This is a genomic window from Sphaerochaeta sp., from assembly GCF_050256055.1.
In the GTDB taxonomy this organism is placed as follows: domain Bacteria; phylum Spirochaetota; class Spirochaetia; order Sphaerochaetales; family Sphaerochaetaceae; genus Sphaerochaeta.
The window spans coordinates 14120-35045 of the sequence record NZ_JBFWIJ010000022.1; the positions used below are offsets into that span (position 1 = coordinate 14120).

Genomic DNA, 20926 nt, shown 5'->3' on the forward strand with positions numbered 1-20926 from the left:
CGCTTCACTTCATTGATCAACACCCGTCCCATTGGCAAGCTTGCATCGAAACACGGTACTCGCCGATGAACTGAACCCCTTCGGAGAGCAGGATGGCCTTCTGGATGGCTGCATGGTCACCGCCCGCCAGACTCCCATCGGATTTGACCACCCGCTGCCAGGGAAGATCATCAGGACACTGATGCATCGCCCAACCTACGGTACGGGCACGCAATGGAGAACCCAGCATACAGGCGATCTGGCCGTAGGAAACGACTTTTCCATACGGTATTTTTGCCACAATTGCATGAACAGCATCAAAAAAGGAATCCATAATTGCTTGTATTTTATGGCTGAAACCATACAAATACAAGAGAAGCACACCCCATTCGACATGTTGCTTCCAACCGCCCCACCATCGGATATGCATTCTCCTGTCTTATGGTAAATCCGATGAGTATTCTTGCATCCGCAGATACCCAACCTGTTTCAATTTACCCCGATGCAGGCCAAATACCGACGAAATGCGTGTACCAGATTGTGGGTTGATTGCATTTTTGCTACACTACCGATATGGCATACAAGAATCTAGAGGCATTCATCGAAGCCCTTGAGGCGGAAGGTGAGCTGGTTCGCATCAAAACGGAAGTGGATCCCTATTTGGAAATCACCGAGATCACCGATCGGGTAAGCAAGGCAGGAGGCCCGGCCCTGCTCTTCGAACAGGTCAAAGGCAGTGCATACCCAGTGCTCATGAATGCCATGGGTTCCTATAAGCGTATGGCGATGGCCCTCGGCTGCAAAACCCTCGAGGAGAAAAAGCAGGAGATCAGTGACCTGATCTCCTGGGCATTCTCCCAGACCCGGGCTCTGGACATTACCTCCATCATGGGAAAACTGTCCTTGGTCCGTTCGTTCTTTCCCCGAACCGTTCGTCGTGCCGCCTGTCAGGAAGTTATCGAACGGGATGTAGATCTGTTCAAGCTTCCGATCCTCACCTGTTGGCCGCAGGACGGAGGACCATTCGTCACCCTCCCGATCGTATTCACCCGCGACCCGGAAACCGGAGCACAGAACGCAGGGATGTACCGCATGCAACGCTACGATGCCACCTCAACCGGCATGCACTGGCACATCCATAAGGACGGTTCGCATTTCTATGCCAAGTACAGGGAGAAAGGGCAGCGGATGCCGGTATCGGTCGCCCTCGGCTGCGACCCTGCCATCACCTATGCAGCAACCGCCCCGCTTCCCGAGGGAGTATACGAAATGCTCTTCGCAGGATTCCTCCGAGGCAAACCCGTCGACATGGTCAGGTGCATCACCAATGACCTGAAAGTCCCCGCCGACGCAGAATTCGTACTGGAAGGATATGTGGACCCGTCCGAGCCGCTTCATCTGGAAGGACCGTTCGGAGACCATACCGGGTATTACTCCCTTACAGACGAGTATCCTGTTTTCCACGTCGAGTGCATCACTCACCGTCAGAAACCGATATACCCGGCAACCGTAGTAGGAAAACCTCCCATGGAGGACTGCTATATGGCCAAGGCCACCGAGCGTCTCTTCTTACCCTTGCTGCAACTCGTCATCCCTGAGATCATCGATCTGGAACTGCCGTTGTCGGGGGTGTTCCATAATTGCGCCATCGTTTCGATCCACAAGCGCTATCCCGGCCAGGTACAGAAAGTATTGGCATCCTTATGGGGAATGGGTCAGATGATGTACACCAAGATGATCATCGTCGTTGATGATACGGTGGATGTGCATGATCTGGAGACGGTGGCATGGAAAGTCTTCAACAACATCGATGGAAGACGGGATATCACATTTTCCGACGGACCACTTGATGCACTCGACCATGCATCACCAAGAAAGCTCTTCGGTACCAGATTGGGTATCGACGCTACAAAGAAAGGGGCCCTGGACGGACACACCCGCCCTTGGCCGGATGACATCGTCATGGACCAGGCAGTCAAAGAAAAGGTAGATGCCATCTGGGACAGCCTTGGCTTGGGATCGGGCAACGCATGACAGACGATTCACCCAAACTGATCCGCATCGGCCAGGCTGTCATGATCCAGCATACCCTTTTCTCCTTGCCCTTTGCGGCCAGCGCCCTGCTGCTGGAAACCCAAGGGGTATTGCCGTATCGGAAAGTATTTTTGATCTTCCTTGCCGTATTCGGAGCACGGAACGGAGCCAATGCACTCAATCGTCTGGTGGATCATCACATTGATGCCAAAAACCAACGAACGGCAAACCGCCATCTCCCGGCAGGAAGATTGCGACGCATCGACCTTTGGATCGTCACCGCAGCATGCCTGCTGCTGCTGTCCGTCAGTGCATTTTTGCTCAACCCGCTATGCTTCGCCCTGCTTCCTGTGGCCTTGGCCATGATCGGCCTCTATTCCTACACCAAGCGCTTTACCTGGCTCTGCCATTACTTTCTGGGAGCCACGGTGGCCATTGCCCCGATGGGAACGCTCTTGGCTCTCAACGGTTTCTTCCGCCTTGATTATTTTTTCATCTACGCGGCGGTGGCGTTGTGGGTCGCCGGTTTTGATATCATCTATGCTTGCCAAGATATCGATTTCGACCGCTCGCAGGGATTACATTCCGTTCCAGCACGGTTCGGATTGCACAAGGCGTTGGTAATCGCTGCGCTCTCCCACCTGGCTGCATGGGGGCTGCTGCTCATCTGGGGTTTCTCGTACCATGTGGGCATTTGGTATTACCTCGGCTGTGGTGCAGTAGCATTGCTGTTGATAGCCGAACATGCATTGGTTTTACCCGGACGCTTGCAACATGTTACGACTGCCGCCTATCATATCAACGAAATCGTAAGTGTATTGTTTCTTTGCTTCACGATTTTGGAGGTATATATCCGATGAAACGCGTCCTTGTGGCAATGACCGGAGCTTCCGGGTCGATGTATGGCATGCGTCTGGTTCAGCGTTTGGTTACGCAGCAAGATGTTGCGGTGCATCTGGTTTTATCCGATTGGGCAAAGGAAGTGATGGACAGCGAATGCACCGTGCACAGCAAAGCCTGGCTTGCCGACTTGCAGCAGAGGGGGGTGACCGTCCATGCACACAACGACCTGGCCGCTTCTCCTTCCAGTGGTTCCTTCCGCCTCCATGCAATGGTGATCATTCCCTGTTCCATGGGTACGCTTGGTGCGATCGCAGCCGGTCTTGCCTCGAATCTGATCGAACGCGCAGCTTCGGTATGCCTGAAGGAGCGCCGCCGTCTCATTCTGGTCGCCCGGGAAAGTCCGCTCAGCTCCATCCATCTGCAGCAGATGCTGACCCTCAGCAACGCCGGGGCGATGATCATGCCCCCCGTTCCCGCCTTTTATACCCACCCTTCCACCATTGAGGATATTGTAGATACCACCATCGACCGGATCCTTGACGCCATCGATCTGGACGATGGGAATGCAAAACGTTGGAGAGATACATGAGAAAATTAGGATTTGCCGTTTTGGCAGTATTGGCTTGCAGCACGATGCTGCTTTTCGCACAACCGGTACAGGAAGAGCAGACGCTTCGCATCGGCATCATGCCCGATGTCGATTCGTTGCCCATCCAGCTTGCCAAACGTGACGGATTATACCAAACAGAAGGAGCGGCGGTAGAGCTGGTACTCTTCCATAGCCCGGTGGAGCGCGACGCCGCCTTTCAGGCAGGGAAACTCGACGGTATGGTCGGAGACACCCTCGGGGCCCTATTCCTCCGGCAGGCAGGATTCGACGGGGTGATCACCTCGATTACCAACGGTCGGTATGGCATCGCGGCAAGTCCCCGGACAACCAGTCGGGACCGTACCTCATTGGTCGGGAAGTCGGTTGCCGTCAGCAGCAATACCATCATTGAATATCTTGCCGACACCTTGCTTTCTCCCACCCAGGTCACCATGATGGCTATTCCCAAAATTCCGGTACGTATGGAGATGCTGCTCAACGGCAGCTTGGATGCAGCTTGTCTTCCCGAGCCGTTCTATGCTCTGGCAGTCTCCCAGGGAGCCGTCCCGATCGCAGACAGCCGGCAGCTTTCAGAAGTTCCCGGAGTCATGATTTTTACCAAGAAAGCCGTCGATTCACAAAAAGCGAATCTCATCGGTTTTTACCGGGCTTATCGCAGTGCATGTAAACGCATCAATGCCGACAGTAATGCCTACAGGGATTTACTGGTGGAAGCAGCCGATGTGCCGCTCGCCATCAAGGACAGCTTCGAGTTTGTACACTATGAAGCACCGCGCCTTCCGCTCGCCTCCTCGGTCGAGGCAGTCCAAGCATGGTTGAAGGACAGGGGTCTGCTCACCACTGACATCAGCTACGAAAGCCTGACGGATGCATCGGTCATCGAGGCCCTGTAATGGTTTCGCTTGAAAACCTGGGATTCAAATACCAGGACACTATGCTCTTCGAGCATTGCGACCACACCTTCAGCGACCACGCAATTCATGCGATCATCGGGCGGTCCGGGTGTGGAAAAACCACACTGCTCTATCTTTTGGCCGCCTTGCTGCAACCGCAACAAGGCAGTGTTTCCTTCGATGGCCGGAACCTGAGCGATCAGGTTCCCGACCGTGCCATCATCCTTCAGGATTTCGGAATGCTTCCCTGGAAACGGGTATACGACAACATCGCCCTTGCGCTGCGACTTCGCCATACACCCGAAACGATCGTACGGCAAAAGACGGAAACGGTTATGGAGGAATTGGGGATCGCATCGTTGCGATCAGCCTTTCCCGCCCGCTTGTCCGGTGGAGAGAAGCAGCGGTGCGCAATCGCCCGCTCCTTGGTCCTTGAACCGAAGTTGCTGCTGATGGATGAGCCTTTCTCGGCATTGGATGCCATGAACCGTGAACAGATGCAGGAACTCCTGCTCGACCTATCCACCCGCCATGCAATGACCTGTCTGTTGGTCACCCACAGCATTGAGGAAGCAGCCTACCTTGCCGATTACATCCATGTCATGGAACGGACGGGAAAAGAGGCGGTACAGTTTCTCCCCGTCATTGAGAATCTGCATGCCAGAAATCCCGAATACCGGCTGAGCGAGGCGTATTTCTCCTGTTGCGTCCAAACCCGGCAATTGCTGGGGAAAGGGGGAAGAGGATGAAGAAAGCCCTGCTGCTGCTCATCGGCCTTTGGTACCTGCTCGCCGTGCTGGTGGCAAAGCCATTTTTGCCCTATCCCCACCTGGTACTCATCCATCTTTTCACCATGTCGATGCAACGTCCGCTTCCCCTGCATTTTCTTATCTCTGCCTTCCGCATCACCGCAGCAACCATCGCCGCCGTCATTCCGGCGGTCATACTCGGGCTGGGATCCGGCAGGAGCCTTCGGATGGACAAACTGGTATCTCCCTTCGCCTATGTATTGTATCCCATACCCAAGGTTGCATTGCTTCCGGTCATCATGTTGTTTCTGGGGTTGGGCAACCTCTCCAAAATCTTCCTGATCTCCCTGATCATCTTCTTCCAACTTTATTTTGTCGTCAGGGATGCAGCAAAGGCGATCGATGCACGCTATCTGGATTCAGTCAGAAGCCTCGGAGCCCATCGGCTCGATCTGTTGCGTCATGTGGTGGTTCCGGCAGTGCTTCCTTCGTTCTTCACCGCACTACGGGTATCGACGGGAACCGCAACGGCGGTTCTGTTCCTTGCAGAAACCTTCGCCACCACCTCAGGATTGGGGTATTTGATCATGGACAGCTGGGCCAGGATGAATTATCTGGATATGTACAGTGCCATGACGGCACTCAGTATCCTGGCTTCCTTGCTGTTCGGCCTGTATTCCTTGCTGGATCGCCTGTTTTGTCCCCAGAACCATCAATGATCCTGCTGGTACCGGAAACAATAGGCCAGGTGATCGTTGATGATGCCTGCAGCCTGCAAGTGTGCATAGACGGTGATGGAACCCAGAAATGAGAATCCACGCTTCTTCAGATCGGCGCTGATCGCATCGGAAAGCTCATTACGGGCGATGATTACGCTGCCTTCGGCATGACCGGGATATTCGAGGGTCTTTCCCTCGGTGAACTGCCAGATATATCGGTCGAAGGATCCGAATTCCTCCTGGATCTTCAGAAACGATCGGGCATTTCTGATGATGGCTTCCACCTTCCTTCGTGATTTGATCATGTGCTCCATGCCAAGGATCGCATCCACGTTCGACTCATCAAAGCCTGCAATTGATGCAACATCAAAATCCGCGAAGGCTTCTTTGAACACCTCCCGTTTTTTGAGAACCGTCAACCAACTCAAACCGCACTGCATCACTTCCAAGGATATGAATTCAAATTGTTTTCGGTCATCATGCAAGGGCGTCCCCCACTCCTGATCATGATACTCGGCCAGCAACGGATTGCTGTCTGCCCATGCACATCGTCTCATCATTCCTCCCCATTCCTATCTGGGTATCACCATAGCATACAAAGATGCAAAGCTGGTGAAAAACCGGAGGCCGCGGGGCAACCCATGGATGTGGTAATTTGCCTCAAATACGGTCGACAAGGGAGAAGGATGAGGAAATAATGGATCCAACCCGTTCTCTTTACGGATTGCAGAACCAGGTGTATCCTATAGGTAGGAGTGGTTGTAGAGCGCAACCACGGTAATCAAAACAAGGCTCATCTCAAGTGCCCCCTTCCTAGGATGGGGGCGTTTTTTTGCAGAAACTCCTGTACAAAATCCCGTGGGTTTGCTTAACTGGATGCGGAGGAACACATGGGGTACTATATTATGAAAATCGGCATCTCAGCCGGTGTCATCGTCATGGTCAGTGAAATCGCAAAACGCAGTTCGTTGTTCGGAGCCCTGGTTGCCTCGTTGCCGCTGACCAGCCTTCTGGCAATACTATGGATGCATTGGGAACGGGTGGAACAACAAAAGATCGCCGACCTCTCCCAGTCGATCTTCTACTTGGTGCTTCCTTCGCTTGCCTTCTTTCTGCTTTTCCCCGCCCTTCTGCAACGCGGCTTATCCTTCTGGACGAGTCTTGGATTATCCACGTGCGCCACAGTCATCTTGTATTTTCTGATGCTCTGGGTTCTGAAAGCCTTCCATATTTCGCTTTAAGGACGCCTTCCAAACCAGAGACGACCAATGCGGCTATGATCAAGAAACCTCCTGCCAAGGTGGAGAAAGCAAGCCGCTCTCCCAAAAACAACAGGGCACTGAGGACGGTGACCAATGGCTCCAAGGTCGAAACCAAGGATGCTTTGGTCGCGCCGATGCGCCCCATCCCGGCAAAAAAGGACCAGAATGCGATAACCGTGGAAAGCAAGGCGATTGCTATTACAGCCGCCACTCCGCTGAGGGTCTTGGGAAGCTGCAACGTTCCCGTAATTGCCGACATCAGACCATATGCGACCGAACTTGAGAGAATGATACTCGCAGAACTGGCCATTGCCGTCTTTTTTCCCACAATCCGGGAACTGATAATGATGTACAGCGAATAGACCAATGCCGCCGTGAGTGCCAGAGCCACCCCTTTCGGTTCTCCCTGCCCGTCGAGTCCGATGACCAGTACACACCCTGAAAGGGCGCAGACCAGTGAGGCAAGCGTACTAAGAGTCGGTCGCTCGCCGGTGAATACCAATGAGAATAACGTCACGAGGGCAGGATAGGTATACAACAGCAAGGATACCAGTGATGCAGAGGCGTACTTGAGCGCAGTAAAATAGCAGAACGATGTTCCGGTATAGCCGAAAAACCCCAAAAGGAACAACACGGGCCAAGTCGGACGGGGAGGCAAAGCGGCATGCCTGGCTGCTGATATAGCCGCCAGGAACAGCCCACCGAGAGAAAACCGAATCAACAACAAGGTTGAGGTATCACAACCGGAAGCATAGGCGATGCGGGCGAAAACCGGCATGAAACCGAAACAGCATGCAGAAAGTGCAGTCAATGCATACCCCACCCAAGTTCCCGAATCGTTCATCCCCCCCTCCTTTGCCCATTGGCCAAGGAGTATCGTGTTCGTCTTCGGTTGTCAAGCCAACGTTCGTCATCTCACCGCAAAGGCAACGGATATTCCAAACCCATTACCTGCAGCCACCGTTTCACCAGCCGCTTCCCTTTCGAGGTATTCCAATCCTTGGCGATGGAAAGATGGCAGACCAGCCCTTCTCCCATCCTACTGTGATGACAAAAACGGCATTCCAAAGGACGATAGGGAAAGTTGAAGATGGTACAGCCACTTTCACCGAGAAAGGTGCAGGAATGTGCGGCTAATATCTGGAGAGCGAAGCTGCCTTCGTTGCCCTTGAATGCCGGCGCAAGGATACCGAAGGAAAAGTCCGGGGAAAACTCCAGCATCATGCGGTCAGCCAGACCTTCTTGCATCGCCAGCCGGGCTTCTTCAACCAACGGCCAACCGGGACGTTGGCAAAAGGAACGGCAGATACGGCAGGAACAGCTTTCCGAGGGAGGAAATCGATGGTACAAAGGATGCTTCAAGACTTCCATGGTTGCTAAGTTTATTCCCTTGATGCATGATTGAACCATAGGGAGAAATCATCATTTCATGGCAGAATCTGATGATGGTGTACGAAGAAAATATGAAGCGCTCACCAACTGTCTTTCCTGCAAGGTGGACGAGCGCGATTATGAGCGCTTGCAACCGCAGCTTGCAAGCCTTCAGGAACTCGCCGGGGTGGAGAATCGTTCAATATCCCTGTATGACATCAATCGGGCGTCCTTTCTGCTGAAGACCGACAAACATCTGGAACTGCTCGGATATGAACCACAGGACATCTCGATTGGGAACTACCATGCCATGATTCATCCACAGGATGTAGTGTTTCTCTATGACGCCGAGCTGAAGATGTATGATTTCCTTGCCAAACGGGATAAGGACAAGAAGGATTACAAACTTGTCTATGACTACCGGGTACGGGCGAAGGACGGCCGGTACATCCGTTTTCTCCATCAGATGGCCATTTTTGCCTGTGACCGGGAGAATCGGGCTTGGATCATGTTGATCGTCTCGGACATTCTCTCCCAATTCCCTGAGAATGAAGAACCCCGAAGGTTCTTGATCAATACCAAGAACCAGAAGGTGTGCCTGTTCAACGAGGAGAACCAGATAGCCGATCATCTGGTGACGGCACGAGAAAAGGAAATTCTTTCATTGATCGCCGGAGGACTGGACAGCCAAAGCATTGCGGACAGACTCTGCCTCAGTCTGCATACGGTCAACAACCATCGACAGAACATCCTGAGAAAGACCAGGACCAAATCCATCGCCCAAGCTGCATATTACCTTCGCTGCATCGGATTGTGCTGAGTCTGATACTGATCCGATATCCCATCTATCCTCGCATTGCATCATATTCTGCCAAACCGATGATGCAATCGATGCAACACTTCGGACACTGCAGCGTTCGGATGTGGGAAGACAGTTCCTATTGACGAACATCGCCGCATGGACCTGCTCGATCAAATCTGTAGGATACTCCATCAGGTGCTTACCTTCCATCCTGCTTCAATCAGGGCATCAAGGCTTTCGTACGTTCCTTCCAGCTCATCGGTTTCATAGTTGAAGACACGATACCGGTTTGCCAAGGCGTCCTCCAAGGTAATATACCCGAAACGACCATCCAGATGATCCAAATAACAGCCTTTGTTCCTTCCGATCAATGATATTGAAAATGCAATGATATCGACACGGCTGATGATCTGCCGTGTGAGTTCCTGCTGGTCTTTTCTCCAAGCTGTATGCATTGCGGCCTCCTGTACAACCGCAGTCTATACCTTTCGCTATGACGTATCGTGTCACACCAAAAAATTCTCTGTATTGTGCATAGACGCAAGCCCTTCCCTTCTGCGGTGATTTACGCGATACTACGCATCAGGAGGCTCGGTTTGCATACACCCCATACCCTCATAACGTGCATCATCAACAAAGGCATGGCTGAAGCAGTCATGGATGTTGCCCGAAAGGCAGGAGCCACCGGGGGGACCATTCTTCCTGCCCGGGGAACGGGCAAGGAGGAGGATGTCAAATTCTTCGGCTATCCCTTGGTGCCCGAGAAGGAAATGCTTCTGATTCTGGTCGGTTCCGATGTGACCGGCAAGGTTCTGGAAGCAATTCGAGCGGTACCTTCCCTGACAGAACCCGGTGCAGGCATCGCCTTCTGCGTGGATGTCCAGCGGTTCATGTCGTTTGGGAAAGAGCCTGATCCTTCGGAAGCTTGAGCAGAAAGGCGAATACCAGACAAATTGCTGAAACCAGGAGAACTCCCATCCCCACCCCGAAGAGGGAACTGAACCACCCCAAAAGCAATGCAATGGCTGCAGCGAACAAGGACTCGGCCTGCGACTCCACCGAGAGTGCAGAAGCCAATGAGGTTTGGTCCATCCGTTCGCTTACGTAGGCGATGCCCATGGGCTTGCGCAGGTTTTCCAAAACATAGATTCCCAGATAGAGGATGACGGCGACAAGCGCCGCTTGCAGATGCAACAACAGTCCGCTGACCAGACCGAGTGCAATGCCCATCACCAAGGTGAGGTTCAACGGCGTGGAAAGGTCATCGAACCGTTGGGCGAAATTGCCGGACTTGCTGGAAGCAAAGGCCGTAGTTGCATACAGGATGGTGTAGACCACCCCGACGATCAAAGCGGTCCGCTTCTGGTCGTCATAGGCAAGCAGGATTGGCAGGCTCAAGGCAAAGGTCTGCAGAATGGGCTGTAGGTAATCCTTGAATGCCTTGTAGTATCCGGTCAACAAAGCTTGGCTCGAGATGGTACGGAACATGGAAAAACTCTTCATGGTCTTGACCAGGGAACGCAGGACATCGGCAAAGGCATCCCGAATCCGTTGGTCGCTCGAATGTCTCGGACCATCGAGATTCTTGGGATAGGAAAGAATGAGAAAGAGGTTGATCACATAGGGGATGATGGTGAACAGGAAGATCGGGGCGAAGGATCCTTGGTAAAAAACCAGAAGGGCTGCGATCAAGGCAGAAACAGCGGATCCCCGTTGGGACCATGCCCGGGTGTGCCCGTAATAATGGGTTTTCTGATTCTCCCAGTTGTTGAGCCTCAAATAATCAAAGATCATCGCCTTGTGGGTTCCGGTTCTGAACGCATCGCCGAATGCGTAGGCAACCATGGCAAACAGCAAGATCGCATATTGGTCCGCGAGGAAGAAAAGCACGAATGACAGGATGTAGGCGAGAAAGGAAAACACCATCGTCATCCTGCGGCCCAGAGTGTCTGCGATGATGCCTGAGGGAATCTCGGTGATGTTGATTAAAATCTCCCGCACAGCATACAGACTCCCGATTTGAAGATAACTGAGTCCTTTATCCAAAAAGACCAGCATCATGAACGGTTCATAGAACCGTAGGTTTTTCAAAAACCCATATGCACAGAATTTGGCATACTGAAGGTTGCGTGTAAAACCGTTCTCTTTCATCTCCCGTTCTCCCTGTTGGGGGTGTATCACGGACGGTGGGGAAAGTCAACGAAGCGGGGGTTTCCCGGTCGAGGAGCGGATGATCAGACGATTCTGATACTCCACCCGGGTGACTGCCCCGGCATCGAGGGTACGACTTTCGGCATTCTCCATTTTCTCGCACAACAGTCGTACCGCACTTTTGCCCCCTTGGATGATGTAGTGCTCCACACTGGTAAGGCTCACCCCATGGAAAGCGGACGGATAGATGTTGTCAAACCCGCAGACACTGTAATCCTCGGGGATGCGGAAGCCGGCGTCCTTGATCGCGTCGATCACTCCGTAGGCAACCATATCATTGATGGCCACCAAGGCGGTGACATCACTTGCTTCCTTGAGGCAACGCTTTGCCAGGTTGTAACCGGTCTGATGTTCGATATCCACGGTATTCATTTCCGTTGAGGAAGAAATTTCCGAGGTGAATAGGGAAAGCTTGGCAGTTTGCCCGAATTGGGCCACTTCGGCTTTCAACCCTTCATACCGTCGAACCCGGGCGCTGTGTTCGCTGTTGAGGCTGGTACAGAGGTACGCAATCTTTCGGTGACCGAGATTCAGGAGATGACGGGCGACCAAGGTCCCTGCGTTGAAGTTGTTCACATCCACAGTATCCAGACCCACTTCATTCTGCTTGTCCCCTACAGCCACCACCGGTACGGTCTTGTTCAATTGCCTGACCAGTTCCGGTTGCTGGGGTATCATGGCAAAGATCACCCCTCCGATCATGGGATCCATGGCGAATTCGCAGATATGCTTTTCTTTCTCAGTGTCCCAATACGTGGTGAAGAGCATGGTTCCCAGACCTCTGAGCGAGGCTTCCTGCTCCATACCTTGGATGATGGTGGCAAAATAGGGATTGATGACCGATGGGCAAACGATCAGGATCATCCTTCGGTCCTGCTTGGCATGCTTGCTTTCATAGCCCAGCTCCCTGCTGGCGATATACACGGCATCGATGGTTTCATCGGAGAATCGGGAAAGGCTCTTGGACGCAAGAATCATCGATACACTGGCTGCTGAGATACCCACTTTGTCCGCTACATCCTGCAGCGTGACTTTTTTCTTTCGCATGGTACACCCTCATGAAAATCGGATAGTTAAATATTAAGCATTGTTAAACATACTTTGCAAGAAAAAACGTTGGAGAAACCCAAAAATATTTCTCAAAATGTGATGTTTCTGTGAAAATTAATTTTGACTTTTGAGAAATCCTCCCGTACACTGCACAAAAAGACGTTGTAGAATCTGATTACTTTCTTGTTAAATATGCTGAAATTTTATTCTACAGTCTCATAAAACATTCAGGAGGAAAGAATGAAAAAAACATTGTGCGTCCTGCTTTTCCTGGCTCTCGTGGCTCTACCGATGTTCGCCCAGGGATCCAAAGAGGAAGCTGCGAACAAGGAAGACTACAAGCTCGTGTTGAAAATGAGCCATGTATTCGCACCCAATGAACAGTTGACCAAGTCCTTGGACATCGTGGTCAAGAAAATCTATGACCGCACCAATGGTGCAATCGAGATCCAGCAGTATCCGCAGAGCCAGCTGGCTGTCTACAAGGACGGCGTCGAGCAGGTTGTCAGAGGTGCAAAGTTCATCTCGGTGGAAGATCCTTCCTACCTTGGCGACTATGTCCCCGACTTCAATGCACTGGTCGGCCCGATGCTCTACAAGAGCTTCGATGAGTATGAGTACATGATCCAGACCGATCTGGTCAAAGGCATGCTCAAGCAGCTGGAAGACAAGTACCGCATCAAGGTGCTGGCGCTCGACTACATCTTCGGCTTCCGCAACCTGAAGACCAACAAGGTGATCACCACCCCCGCCGACCTGAAAGGTATGAAGATCCGTACCCCTGGCAGCCAGCTGTTCATCGATACCATCAATGCAATGGGCGCAACAGCCACCCCGCTCGGGTTCAGCGAAACGCTTTCCGCCGTACAGCAGGGCGTCGTTGATGGCTTGGAAGGCACGATGGATGCATACGGCTCCAATGGCAGTGCAGAGGTCGCCAAGAACATGGCGCTCACCCAGCACTTCCTCGGGACCTGCGGCGTGTACATCAACGCAGATCTTTTCAACTCAATCCCCGCTGAGTACCAGACGATCATCCAAGAGGAGTTCACAGCTGGTGCAAAGCAGATGATCGGAGAGATCACCAACAACTACGAAAAGACCAAGGCAAGACTGGAAGCCCAGGGCAATAAGTTCAACGAAGTTGACAGCGCAGCCTTTGCCAAGACCGTAGAAAGTGTATATGCCAACATGAAGGGAGTAACCCCCGGCATCTACCAGATCCTGCAGGACGAACTGGCAAAAATGCCTCGCTAAGTCCACCTTCGCTTTTCAAGACCGGAGGTTCAGCGTATGCTACGAGCTGACCTTCGGTCTTTCCTCGTTTCCTTCAAGGAGAAAGCCTCGATGCCTCAATCGCTCAAGAAATTCCTTTTCAATTTCGAACTCATCCTTGCCAGTGCCTGCATCATTGTCACCACCGGCTTGGTCATGCTCAACGTCTTCTTCCGGTATTTTCTCAAAACCGGCATCTACTGGTCAGAAGAAGTCGCCACCGCCTGTTTTGTCTGGTCGGTGTTCATCGGTGCTGCCGCCGGATACAAGCACAAAGCCCACGTAGGGGTGGATATGCTGGTGAACCTGTGTCCTCCCCGGATCAAGAAAGTGATCGTCATCATCGTTGATGCAATCCTCTTGCTCATCAACGGTTACATCACGTATATCGCGGTCATCTATATTTCGCTTTCCTATCGGAAACCGACCCCGGTTCTGGGCATGTCAACTGCATACATCAGCTCTTCCATTCTTGTCAGCTTTGCATTGATGACGTGCTATTCCATCTATTTCCTCATTCAGGACACCCGGACGAAATCCCAAGGAGGCAGCCTGTGATCGCATTCCTTCCCGTCATTTTGGTTTTCATCCTGTACTTTTCAAGTATTCCCATCGCCTATGCCCTCTTCGGTTCCTCACTGTTCTATTTTGCAGTCATCGATACCAGTTCACCCGTTGATCTGATTCTCCAGAAATTCGTGACGAGCACCCAATCCTTTCCGCTTCTGGCAATCCCCTTCTTCGTGATGGCAGGTTCGATCATGAACTACGCCGGGATCAGCAAGAAATTGATGCAGTTCGCAGATGTCTTGACCGGGCATATGGCTGGGGGCTTGGCCCAGGTCAATGTATTGTTGAGCATGCTCATGGGCGGTGTTTCCGGCTCGGCGAATGCCGATGCGGCCATGCAGAGCAAAATGCTGGTTCCCGAGATGGAAAAGCGCGGGTACGATCGCGCCTTCTCCACCGCAATCACCGCAGCATCATCGGCGGTCACACCGGTCATTCCTCCTGGTATCAACTTGATCATCTATGCCCTGATCGCCAATGTCTCGGTCGGGCGCACGTTCATGGCCGGGTATCTTCCAGGTATTCTGATGACGCTCAGCCTGATGGTCACTGTTTCCCTTATTTCCAAGAAGCGCGGCTATCTTCCGGTCAGGGAAAAGAGGGCAAGCCCGAAGGAATTGCTGCACCAATCGCTCGACTCCCTGTGGGCATTGCTCTTTCCCTTCGGCATCATTCTAGGATTGCGCATCGGCATGTTCACTCCGTCCGAAGCAGGGGCAGTGGCCGTATTCTACTGCATCATCGTCGGCAAGTTCATTTACAAGGAATTAGGAAAGGAGCATATCATCCCGGTACTGCGGGAAACCATCTTCGGTACCAGCGGTGTGGTACTGATCATCGTTTCTGCCTCGGTGTTCGGCTACTACCTCAACTGGGAGCGAATTCCCCAAGCATTGACGAGTATGCTGCTCGACTTCACCCAGAACAAATATTTGATGCTCATGATCATCAATGTACTGTTCTTGGTAATGGGCATGTTCCTCGAAGGAGGAGCCGCCCTGATCATCCTTGCACCCTTGTTGGTTCCCGTGGTAACCAAATTAGGCGTTGATCCGGTGCATTTCGGATTGATCTGTATCGTGAACATCATGATCGGGGGACTGACTCCTCCGTTCGGCTCGATGATGTTCACGTGTTGCAGCATTACCAAGTGCAGCTTGCAGGATTTCGTACGCGAGGTGATTCCCTTCATTGTCGCCTTGTTGATATCCTTGCTTTTGGTGACGTATATCCCGACCATCAGTCTTATCCTGCCCAATCTCCTCTATGGAGCGGCTTAATATATGAGAGGTAGTAGTACCATGAAGATTTATGCACACCGAGGTTACAGCGGAGCCTATCCGGAGAACACGATGCTCGCGTTCCAAAAAGCTCACAGCGCAGGTTGCGACGGCATCGAGTTGGATGTACAGCTCACCAAGGATGGTGAGGTGGTAATCATCCACGACGAGACGGTCGACCGCACCACGGATTGCACCGGACGTGTCTATGATTACACGCTTGAAGAACTGAAAACGTGCAATGCTGCAGCACATTGGAAGGATGGAAAGACAAAACTTACCATCCCGACCTTCGAAGAATACTGCGCATGGGTTGCGTCCACCGATTTGATCACCAATATTGAACTGAAAACCGGCGTCATCTACTATCCTGAGCTTGAGGCCAAGACCCTTGCGTTTGTAAAACGCTACCACCTTGAACACAGGGTGCTTTTCTCCTCCTTCAATCATCTCAGCCTCTCGGCGATCAAGAAACTCGATGCAGCCATGCCTTGCGGAGCATTGGTTCCCGAGACGGGCTTGGTGAATGCCGGCTATTGCGCTCATTCGTTCGGATTCGAATACTACCACCCCGCTTATTGTACGGTGGACAAGGCGGCAGTCGATGAATGCCACCGCTACCAAGTCGGCATCAACGTCTGGACGGTGAATTCGATGCAGGCCTTGGAAGATTGCTATGCCTGGGGATGTGATGGCATTTTCACCAACTATCCTGAGGTGTGTGTAGCCTACGTGAAAGCGAAGCAACAATAACCTTTCAGAAGCGTCCAAGATCACCCGCAGAATAATACTGTGGGTGATTTTTCATACAATGCCCAAGGTTTTTCATACTCCTCTCCCTATTTGACGGTGGACAACCCTCATAGGCGTAGAGTATATTTTTACATAGATGAGAGTAGTGTCCAAAAAACCACTGTTTATACGATTGGCCCAACCTACTTATGGAGCCTTTTTGCTGAAACGCAACCATATTACGGGTGTGGATCTGCACTATCTATCGCAACTGAAGCCTCCGTATCTGGTTGTCGGAAACCATGCGCATACTCTCGATTCCTTCTTTGTTTCTGCAGCGCTGCCGGTACATGTCCGTTGGGTTGCAGGGGCGTATCTTTTCAAGCTCTTCGGGCTTCGGCCGCTGTTGGAACGCTGGGTCGGGGCCATCAGCAAACAACAGGGACGCAGTGACCTGTTTACCATCAGAGCCATATCTGACGCCTTGAAACAAGGGGATATCGTAGCCCTCTTCCCGGAAGGAACCCGCACCTGGGACGGGGAACCTGTGGGGTTCGACGAAGCGATCGCCAAACTGATCAGGATGTTCAAAGTCCCGGTGGTCGTCCTCAATCTGGAAGGATTCTACGGGCTCAAACCGAGATGGTCCGAAAAACGACGCAAAGGGAACGCCTACCTCCGCTGTCTTCCTCCCCTCTATCCCGACCAGATCAGCCAGATGACCATCTCGCAACTGTATGCAAGATTGCAGCAGGATATTGGATTCTCCTATCGCAAATGGCAGGAACAGAACCATATACCTTACCAGAGCACGCATGCCGCAGAAGGGTTGGAGCAGGTGCTTTATCTGTGTCCCGACTGCCATGGGGTGAGCACCATGAAAACCCAAGGCACAAAGATCACGTGTTCCTCCTGCAATTTCACGATGGAGCTTGACCAGTATGACCGGTTGCACCTTTTACATGGAAAGCATCCATTGGAAGATGTGGCGAACTGGCATGCATGGGAACAATCATACATGACCGGGCCGGAAGGCACCACATTGACGTTCCCCCCTGATGAAGGGGTACTGTTCCAAACCGGCGACTACACCAAGCTCATCGTTCTGGCAAAACGCTTTCGGCTGAGCATGGAAAAAGGGGGTATGCAGGTTACGCTGCCGGACAACACGTTCCAGTATTTCCCCTTCGATGCAATACAATCGATGATCATCAACGCAAAGAACACCGTGGAACTCTATCACAACAATACGTTGTACCGGATACGGATTCAAAAGCGAGGGTCCATTCTCAAATATGTGGAGATGTATCAGGCTAAACGAAAAACACTACAAGGAGGTACTTTATGAACTGGAATTTCTTCTTCCACATCGGCATTATCTCGTTCGCAATCCTCATCGCGGCTCTGCTTCGGGCCCGAATCCGGTTCTTCCAACGCTTTCTGATCCCCGTCTCCATCATCTCTGGCATCCTGCTTCTCCTGTTCTACAACTTCATCGCCCCCCATTGGGGTTTGAGAAATGATTTCCTCGGAGAAATCGTCTACCATCTGCTCAACTTGTCCTTCATTGCCATGTTGCTTCGGGTGACTCCCAAGGAGAAGCAGGACGGTAAAGGGAAACGGACCTTGGCAGCCAATGTGACTGCAGTCATGGGACAGTACGGCCTGCAATGCTTTTTTGGATTGGTCGTGACTGCACTTATAATCCATACCTTCAAACCGGATCTATTTCCTGCGTTCGGCTTCACCCTTCCTTTGGGCTTTGAACTTGGACCAGGCCAGGCATACTCGATTGCCATTCTCTGGGAACCCATGGGATTTCGGGGAGCTTCATCGGTCGGATTAACCATGGCGGCCATCGGATTTTTGATCGGTAGCTTCGGCGGAGTGGTTTTGATCAACCAAGGGCTCAAACGCGGTTGGATAAGCAAGGATCATGCGAACCGCATCAACAACCGCAGCGTCCGTACCGGTTTCTTCAGCCGTCTGGAGACCGAACGGCCGGTCGGTGCCTATCTTTCCACCGATGGGGAAGCCCTTGATTCGTTGACCTATCATGTCGCCTTGATTATGGGAACCTACTTGATCAGCTGGGGATTCCTTACCGGCCTAACCGCTCTACTGGCCCTCATCGGTCCCTTGGGCGTCGAATTGGCCGAAAGCCTGTGGGGGATCAACTTCATCTTCAGTGCATTCTGTGCCATCGCCGTGAAATTGGTCATGCGCAAGTTCAAGGTGGAAACCACCATAGACAATGCAACCTGCAACCGTCTCGGAGGCTTGGCCGTCGATCTGACGGTAGCGTCCTCTCTGGGAGCCATCTCCTTGGTTACCGTCCAGGGATACTGGCTGCCAATCCTCATCCTTACGTTGACCGGTCTGTTCATTACCGTCATCGTACTGCCCTGGTATTGTTCGCGCATCTACGATGACCATCAGTTCTTCAGGATGCTGGTCATCTACGGCACGGCGACCGGAACGCTTCCCACCGGGCTTGCCCTGCTGAGGGTCGTCGACCGCGAATTCGAAACTCCGGTCGCGACCGATTACCTCTATTCGGTGGGTATCGTATTCTTCCTGGCCATTCCGATCATTCTCAGCGTCAACCTTCCAGCGTTCAGCGTGTCCAAGCACAACCCCGCCCTGTTCACCCTGGCAATCCTGATCAGCGGCTTCTATATGCTCGCCTCGTTTGTCAGCTACCTCCTGATCGCGAAGAAACGATCGTTCGCCAAGGCGGGAAGTCTGTTCTACACGGAGTAAGGTCTGACTACGAAGATGGTCTGCAGCAAAAGCGACGGTTGAATAGTATAGAGTGCACGTCGTCGGACCTCGGCTTTCGGGCGGGCTGGTATCGCACACAACCCGGATCTGCAGAATACGGTGAACACCGCTTCACTGAGCAACTCTGCATAGCTATCCACGGTAAAATCCTCGGCCAGCAAGGGGAAGAGCCGCATCGTTTCCAGAGCAAGGGAACGTACCAATACCGGTGTATCGCGAAGATGGAGCAGAATCCAAAGACACGTATTCAGACTTAGGTAGGCAAGACTTTCATCCTCGAATACATCCTCAAAGGTTTCTTCCATGAAGCCTATGATGCCCAGTTGTTCCACTTCCTTTACAAACAGATTGCCGCTGAGGGCATTGAACGTGTTCTCAATCGCATCAGATTCCTGTATGAAGAATAGTCCTGATTCATAGAGATCGTTCGAGAACGACCGTCTCAAGGAAGGAGGAGGAACAGGCCAGTCTGCACGTTCATACACCTTTTCTTGTTCAGGAACAACAAAATCACGCTTTTGCACGGTCTTCTGCAGGCTTTCCATGATTTGTCGGGCTGTTTCCACCCCGATGCCATGCTTCGCAGCAGCTCGCTCAACATCAAAGGTCTTCCCCGTGTTGTACGCTTGTTGGAATTCCTGCATGAAAGCATTGAGCGATTTCATGTCAGCCGGCTCTTCCTGTGGTTTTTCGGGTACGAAGGTGATAGGGAACCAAGGAGCACGATAGCCTTCCTTCTCAAGAAAGAAGACCAAAGCCAGATTGACTGCCTGCTGTGGTTGCAGGGAAGGGAATCCCATCAGAGAGACCAACACGTGAAAGGCTTCCTTGGAAAAGGCTGCCAACATCCAACGATCGCGGAGTTTGAAAACCCGGAGGTTGGCCATGCCGAGCTCCTGCCAAACAGGAGATGATCCAAGCTTCTGCTGCATTGCCGAGGAAGCCTCACGCAGGATGTAGCACGCAACGTCGCCCCGTTTATCTGTATCCCAATATGCAGGATCGAAGGTATACGAGACGGTTTTCACCTCAGCGGTATGCAGCCGCATCTCAGATTGATTGTTCTGTATGGCCGGGATGTTGGAGAGTTGATCCAGTACATACAAGGCCTGGGGGTGGGAATGCAGGACAGCATCCAGGCCGCCGTCGGTAAACTGAGCGGCATCCACCGTTCGGGCGAAGTAGGCGATATCATCCCCAACCAGATGGTTGTAATGCAGCATGCCTGCAGTTTGCAGGCATTCCCCGTTGTCCAAAAGCAGGGCCAGATACGTCACATTCCTTGATTCGCCTCGCTTTTGCATGGTTCTAAGCGCAGGGGAAAGCAGCAAATGATGCTCTTTTGTCACCAGGTCATGAATTTCAAACATATCGTCTGAAAAGGTTTTGGTAATGGTAAAGAACGCATAGAATGCAGGGTGAGAGACCCAGTAGGCAAGTACTTCCTTCGTGGGATCGCCTAACGAGGCCTGCCGCTCGTCGAGAAGGCGTGATAGCATGTTCGGATGGGAAAGGCCGGAATGAAGAAGATATTGTTGAATGATCGTTTCTCGGTAATCATCCCGATCAGGCATCTTCTTACCCAAAAATGAGGACAAGGAGCGCAAGGTTTTTTGGATCTGGGCATCAGAAGCCAAATATGGTTCCAAAAGCTTTGCTATGCTGGCAAATTGGGTGCTGTACAGCGTGGTTCGTGCTTTGAGGTCATGATGAGTATTCATGGATCCATTATGTCATAAAATCCGTATTCGAGCACGTATCG

The 20926-nt window shown here is 52.2% G+C and carries 23 protein-coding genes; 15 read left to right on the plus strand and 8 right to left on the minus strand.

Annotation, left to right across the window (positions count from 1 at the left end):
* Positions 1–16: 16 nt before the first annotated feature.
* Positions 17–409, minus strand: coding sequence for an MGMT family protein (locus AB7C91_RS09560; protein WP_332447022.1), 393 nt, complete (start codon positions 407–409; stop codon positions 17–19).
* Positions 410–552: 143 nt separating this feature from the next.
* Between AB7C91_RS09560 and AB7C91_RS09565 the strand changes: the two genes are divergently transcribed.
* Genes AB7C91_RS09565 through AB7C91_RS09590 form a run of 6 tightly spaced genes read left to right on the plus strand, consistent with a single transcriptional unit; the run spans position 553 to position 5827 of the window.
* Entirely contained in the window at positions 553–2013 is a 1461-nt protein-coding gene (locus AB7C91_RS09565) for a menaquinone biosynthesis decarboxylase (RefSeq protein WP_332447021.1), read from the plus strand.
* Positions 2010–2873, plus strand: a complete 864-nt coding sequence (locus AB7C91_RS09570; protein ID WP_332447020.1) for a 4-hydroxybenzoate octaprenyltransferase — start codon at positions 2010–2012, stop codon at positions 2871–2873. The genes AB7C91_RS09565 and AB7C91_RS09570 overlap by 4 nt, the downstream gene beginning before the upstream one ends.
* On the plus strand, positions 2870–3445 hold the full coding sequence (locus AB7C91_RS09575; RefSeq protein WP_332447019.1) for a UbiX family flavin prenyltransferase: 576 nt from the start codon (positions 2870–2872) through the stop codon (positions 3443–3445). The genes AB7C91_RS09570 and AB7C91_RS09575 overlap by 4 nt, the downstream gene beginning before the upstream one ends.
* Positions 3442–4359: an ABC transporter substrate-binding protein gene (locus tag AB7C91_RS09580; RefSeq protein WP_332447018.1), complete on the plus strand. Its 918-nt coding sequence runs from the start codon at positions 3442–3444 to the stop codon at positions 4357–4359. Before AB7C91_RS09575 ends, AB7C91_RS09580 begins: the two co-directional genes overlap by 4 nt.
* A complete protein-coding gene (locus AB7C91_RS09585; protein ID WP_332447017.1) occupies positions 4359–5108 on the plus strand; it encodes an ABC transporter ATP-binding protein in 750 nt (249 codons plus the stop codon). The genes AB7C91_RS09580 and AB7C91_RS09585 overlap by 1 nt, the downstream gene beginning before the upstream one ends.
* A complete protein-coding gene (locus AB7C91_RS09590; RefSeq protein ID WP_428590967.1) occupies positions 5105–5827 on the plus strand; it encodes an ABC transporter permease in 723 nt (240 codons plus the stop codon). Before AB7C91_RS09585 ends, AB7C91_RS09590 begins: the two co-directional genes overlap by 4 nt.
* On the opposite strand, the gene AB7C91_RS09595 is transcribed toward AB7C91_RS09590, so the two are convergent.
* A complete protein-coding gene (locus AB7C91_RS09595) occupies positions 5821–6384 on the minus strand; it encodes a DNA-3-methyladenine glycosylase I (RefSeq protein ID WP_332447015.1) in 564 nt (187 codons plus the stop codon). The two genes, AB7C91_RS09590 and AB7C91_RS09595, sit on opposite strands and share 7 nt — an antisense overlap.
* 333 nt (positions 6385–6717) lie before the next feature.
* Here AB7C91_RS09595 and AB7C91_RS09600 point away from each other — a divergent pair, with 333 nt between their 5' ends.
* Positions 6718–7068 (plus strand): DUF3147 family protein, encoded by a 351-nt coding sequence (locus AB7C91_RS09600; RefSeq protein WP_332447014.1) that lies wholly within the window; start codon positions 6718–6720, stop codon positions 7066–7068.
* On the opposite strand, the gene AB7C91_RS09605 is transcribed toward AB7C91_RS09600, so the two are convergent.
* Together AB7C91_RS09605 and AB7C91_RS09610 are read right to left on the minus strand one after the other, a co-directional pair.
* Positions 7013–7933 (minus strand): DMT family transporter, encoded by a 921-nt coding sequence (locus AB7C91_RS09605; protein WP_428590970.1) that lies wholly within the window; start codon positions 7931–7933, stop codon positions 7013–7015. The two genes, AB7C91_RS09600 and AB7C91_RS09605, sit on opposite strands and share 56 nt — an antisense overlap.
* 71 nt (positions 7934–8004) lie before the next feature.
* On the minus strand, positions 8005–8460 hold the full coding sequence (locus tag AB7C91_RS09610) for a hypothetical protein (RefSeq protein ID WP_332447012.1): 456 nt from the start codon (positions 8458–8460) through the stop codon (positions 8005–8007).
* 58 nt (positions 8461–8518) lie between these two features.
* Here AB7C91_RS09610 and AB7C91_RS09615 point away from each other — a divergent pair, with 58 nt between their 5' ends.
* Positions 8519–9280: a helix-turn-helix transcriptional regulator gene (locus AB7C91_RS09615; protein ID WP_428590974.1), complete on the plus strand. Its 762-nt coding sequence runs from the start codon at positions 8519–8521 to the stop codon at positions 9278–9280.
* Positions 9281–9453: 173 nt separating this feature from the next.
* Here the strand turns inward: AB7C91_RS09615 and AB7C91_RS09620 are convergent, their stop codons facing one another.
* A complete protein-coding gene (locus AB7C91_RS09620) occupies positions 9454–9717 on the minus strand; it encodes a hypothetical protein (protein WP_332447010.1) in 264 nt (87 codons plus the stop codon).
* Positions 9718–9858: 141 nt separating this feature from the next.
* Here AB7C91_RS09620 and AB7C91_RS09625 point away from each other — a divergent pair, with 141 nt between their 5' ends.
* A complete protein-coding gene (locus AB7C91_RS09625) occupies positions 9859–10191 on the plus strand; it encodes a P-II family nitrogen regulator (RefSeq protein ID WP_332447009.1) in 333 nt (110 codons plus the stop codon).
* On the opposite strand, the gene AB7C91_RS09630 is transcribed toward AB7C91_RS09625, so the two are convergent.
* Positions 10151–11413 (minus strand): MFS transporter, encoded by a 1263-nt coding sequence (locus AB7C91_RS09630; RefSeq protein ID WP_428590977.1) that lies wholly within the window; start codon positions 11411–11413, stop codon positions 10151–10153. The genes AB7C91_RS09625 and AB7C91_RS09630 overlap by 41 nt on opposite strands.
* 45 nt (positions 11414–11458) lie before the next feature.
* Positions 11459–12520, minus strand: a complete 1062-nt coding sequence (locus AB7C91_RS09635) for a LacI family DNA-binding transcriptional regulator (RefSeq protein WP_332447007.1) — start codon at positions 12518–12520, stop codon at positions 11459–11461.
* A 243-nt stretch (positions 12521–12763) separates the two neighbouring features.
* Here AB7C91_RS09635 and AB7C91_RS09640 point away from each other — a divergent pair, with 243 nt between their 5' ends.
* The 6 genes from AB7C91_RS09640 (at position 12764) to AB7C91_RS09665 (ending at position 19143) form a co-directional block, all read left to right on the plus strand.
* Positions 12764–13780, plus strand: coding sequence for a C4-dicarboxylate TRAP transporter substrate-binding protein (locus AB7C91_RS09640; RefSeq protein WP_332447006.1), 1017 nt, complete (start codon positions 12764–12766; stop codon positions 13778–13780).
* 36 nt (positions 13781–13816) lie between these two features.
* Positions 13817–14356 (plus strand): TRAP transporter small permease, encoded by a 540-nt coding sequence (locus AB7C91_RS09645; protein ID WP_428590980.1) that lies wholly within the window; start codon positions 13817–13819, stop codon positions 14354–14356.
* Positions 14353–15648 (plus strand): TRAP transporter large permease, encoded by a 1296-nt coding sequence (locus AB7C91_RS09650; protein ID WP_428590983.1) that lies wholly within the window; start codon positions 14353–14355, stop codon positions 15646–15648. The genes AB7C91_RS09645 and AB7C91_RS09650 overlap by 4 nt, the downstream gene beginning before the upstream one ends.
* A gap of 21 nt (positions 15649–15669) precedes the next feature.
* The gene (locus tag AB7C91_RS09655; RefSeq protein WP_428590985.1) at positions 15670–16401 is read left to right on the plus strand and encodes a glycerophosphodiester phosphodiesterase; all 732 of its coding nucleotides are present in this window, start codon (positions 15670–15672) and stop codon (positions 16399–16401) included.
* Between the two features lie 136 nt (positions 16402–16537).
* Positions 16538–17728 (plus strand): lysophospholipid acyltransferase family protein, encoded by a 1191-nt coding sequence (locus AB7C91_RS09660; protein WP_428590988.1) that lies wholly within the window; start codon positions 16538–16540, stop codon positions 17726–17728.
* Positions 17725–19143, plus strand: coding sequence for a sodium:glutamate symporter (locus AB7C91_RS09665; RefSeq protein WP_332447001.1), 1419 nt, complete (start codon positions 17725–17727; stop codon positions 19141–19143). The genes AB7C91_RS09660 and AB7C91_RS09665 overlap by 4 nt, the downstream gene beginning before the upstream one ends.
* Here AB7C91_RS09665 and AB7C91_RS09670 read toward each other — a convergent pair.
* Complete coding sequence (locus AB7C91_RS09670) at positions 19131–20885, minus strand: hypothetical protein (protein WP_332447000.1); 1755 nt, start codon at positions 20883–20885, stop codon at positions 19131–19133. The two genes, AB7C91_RS09665 and AB7C91_RS09670, sit on opposite strands and share 13 nt — an antisense overlap.
* Positions 20886–20926: the final 41 nt, after the last annotated feature.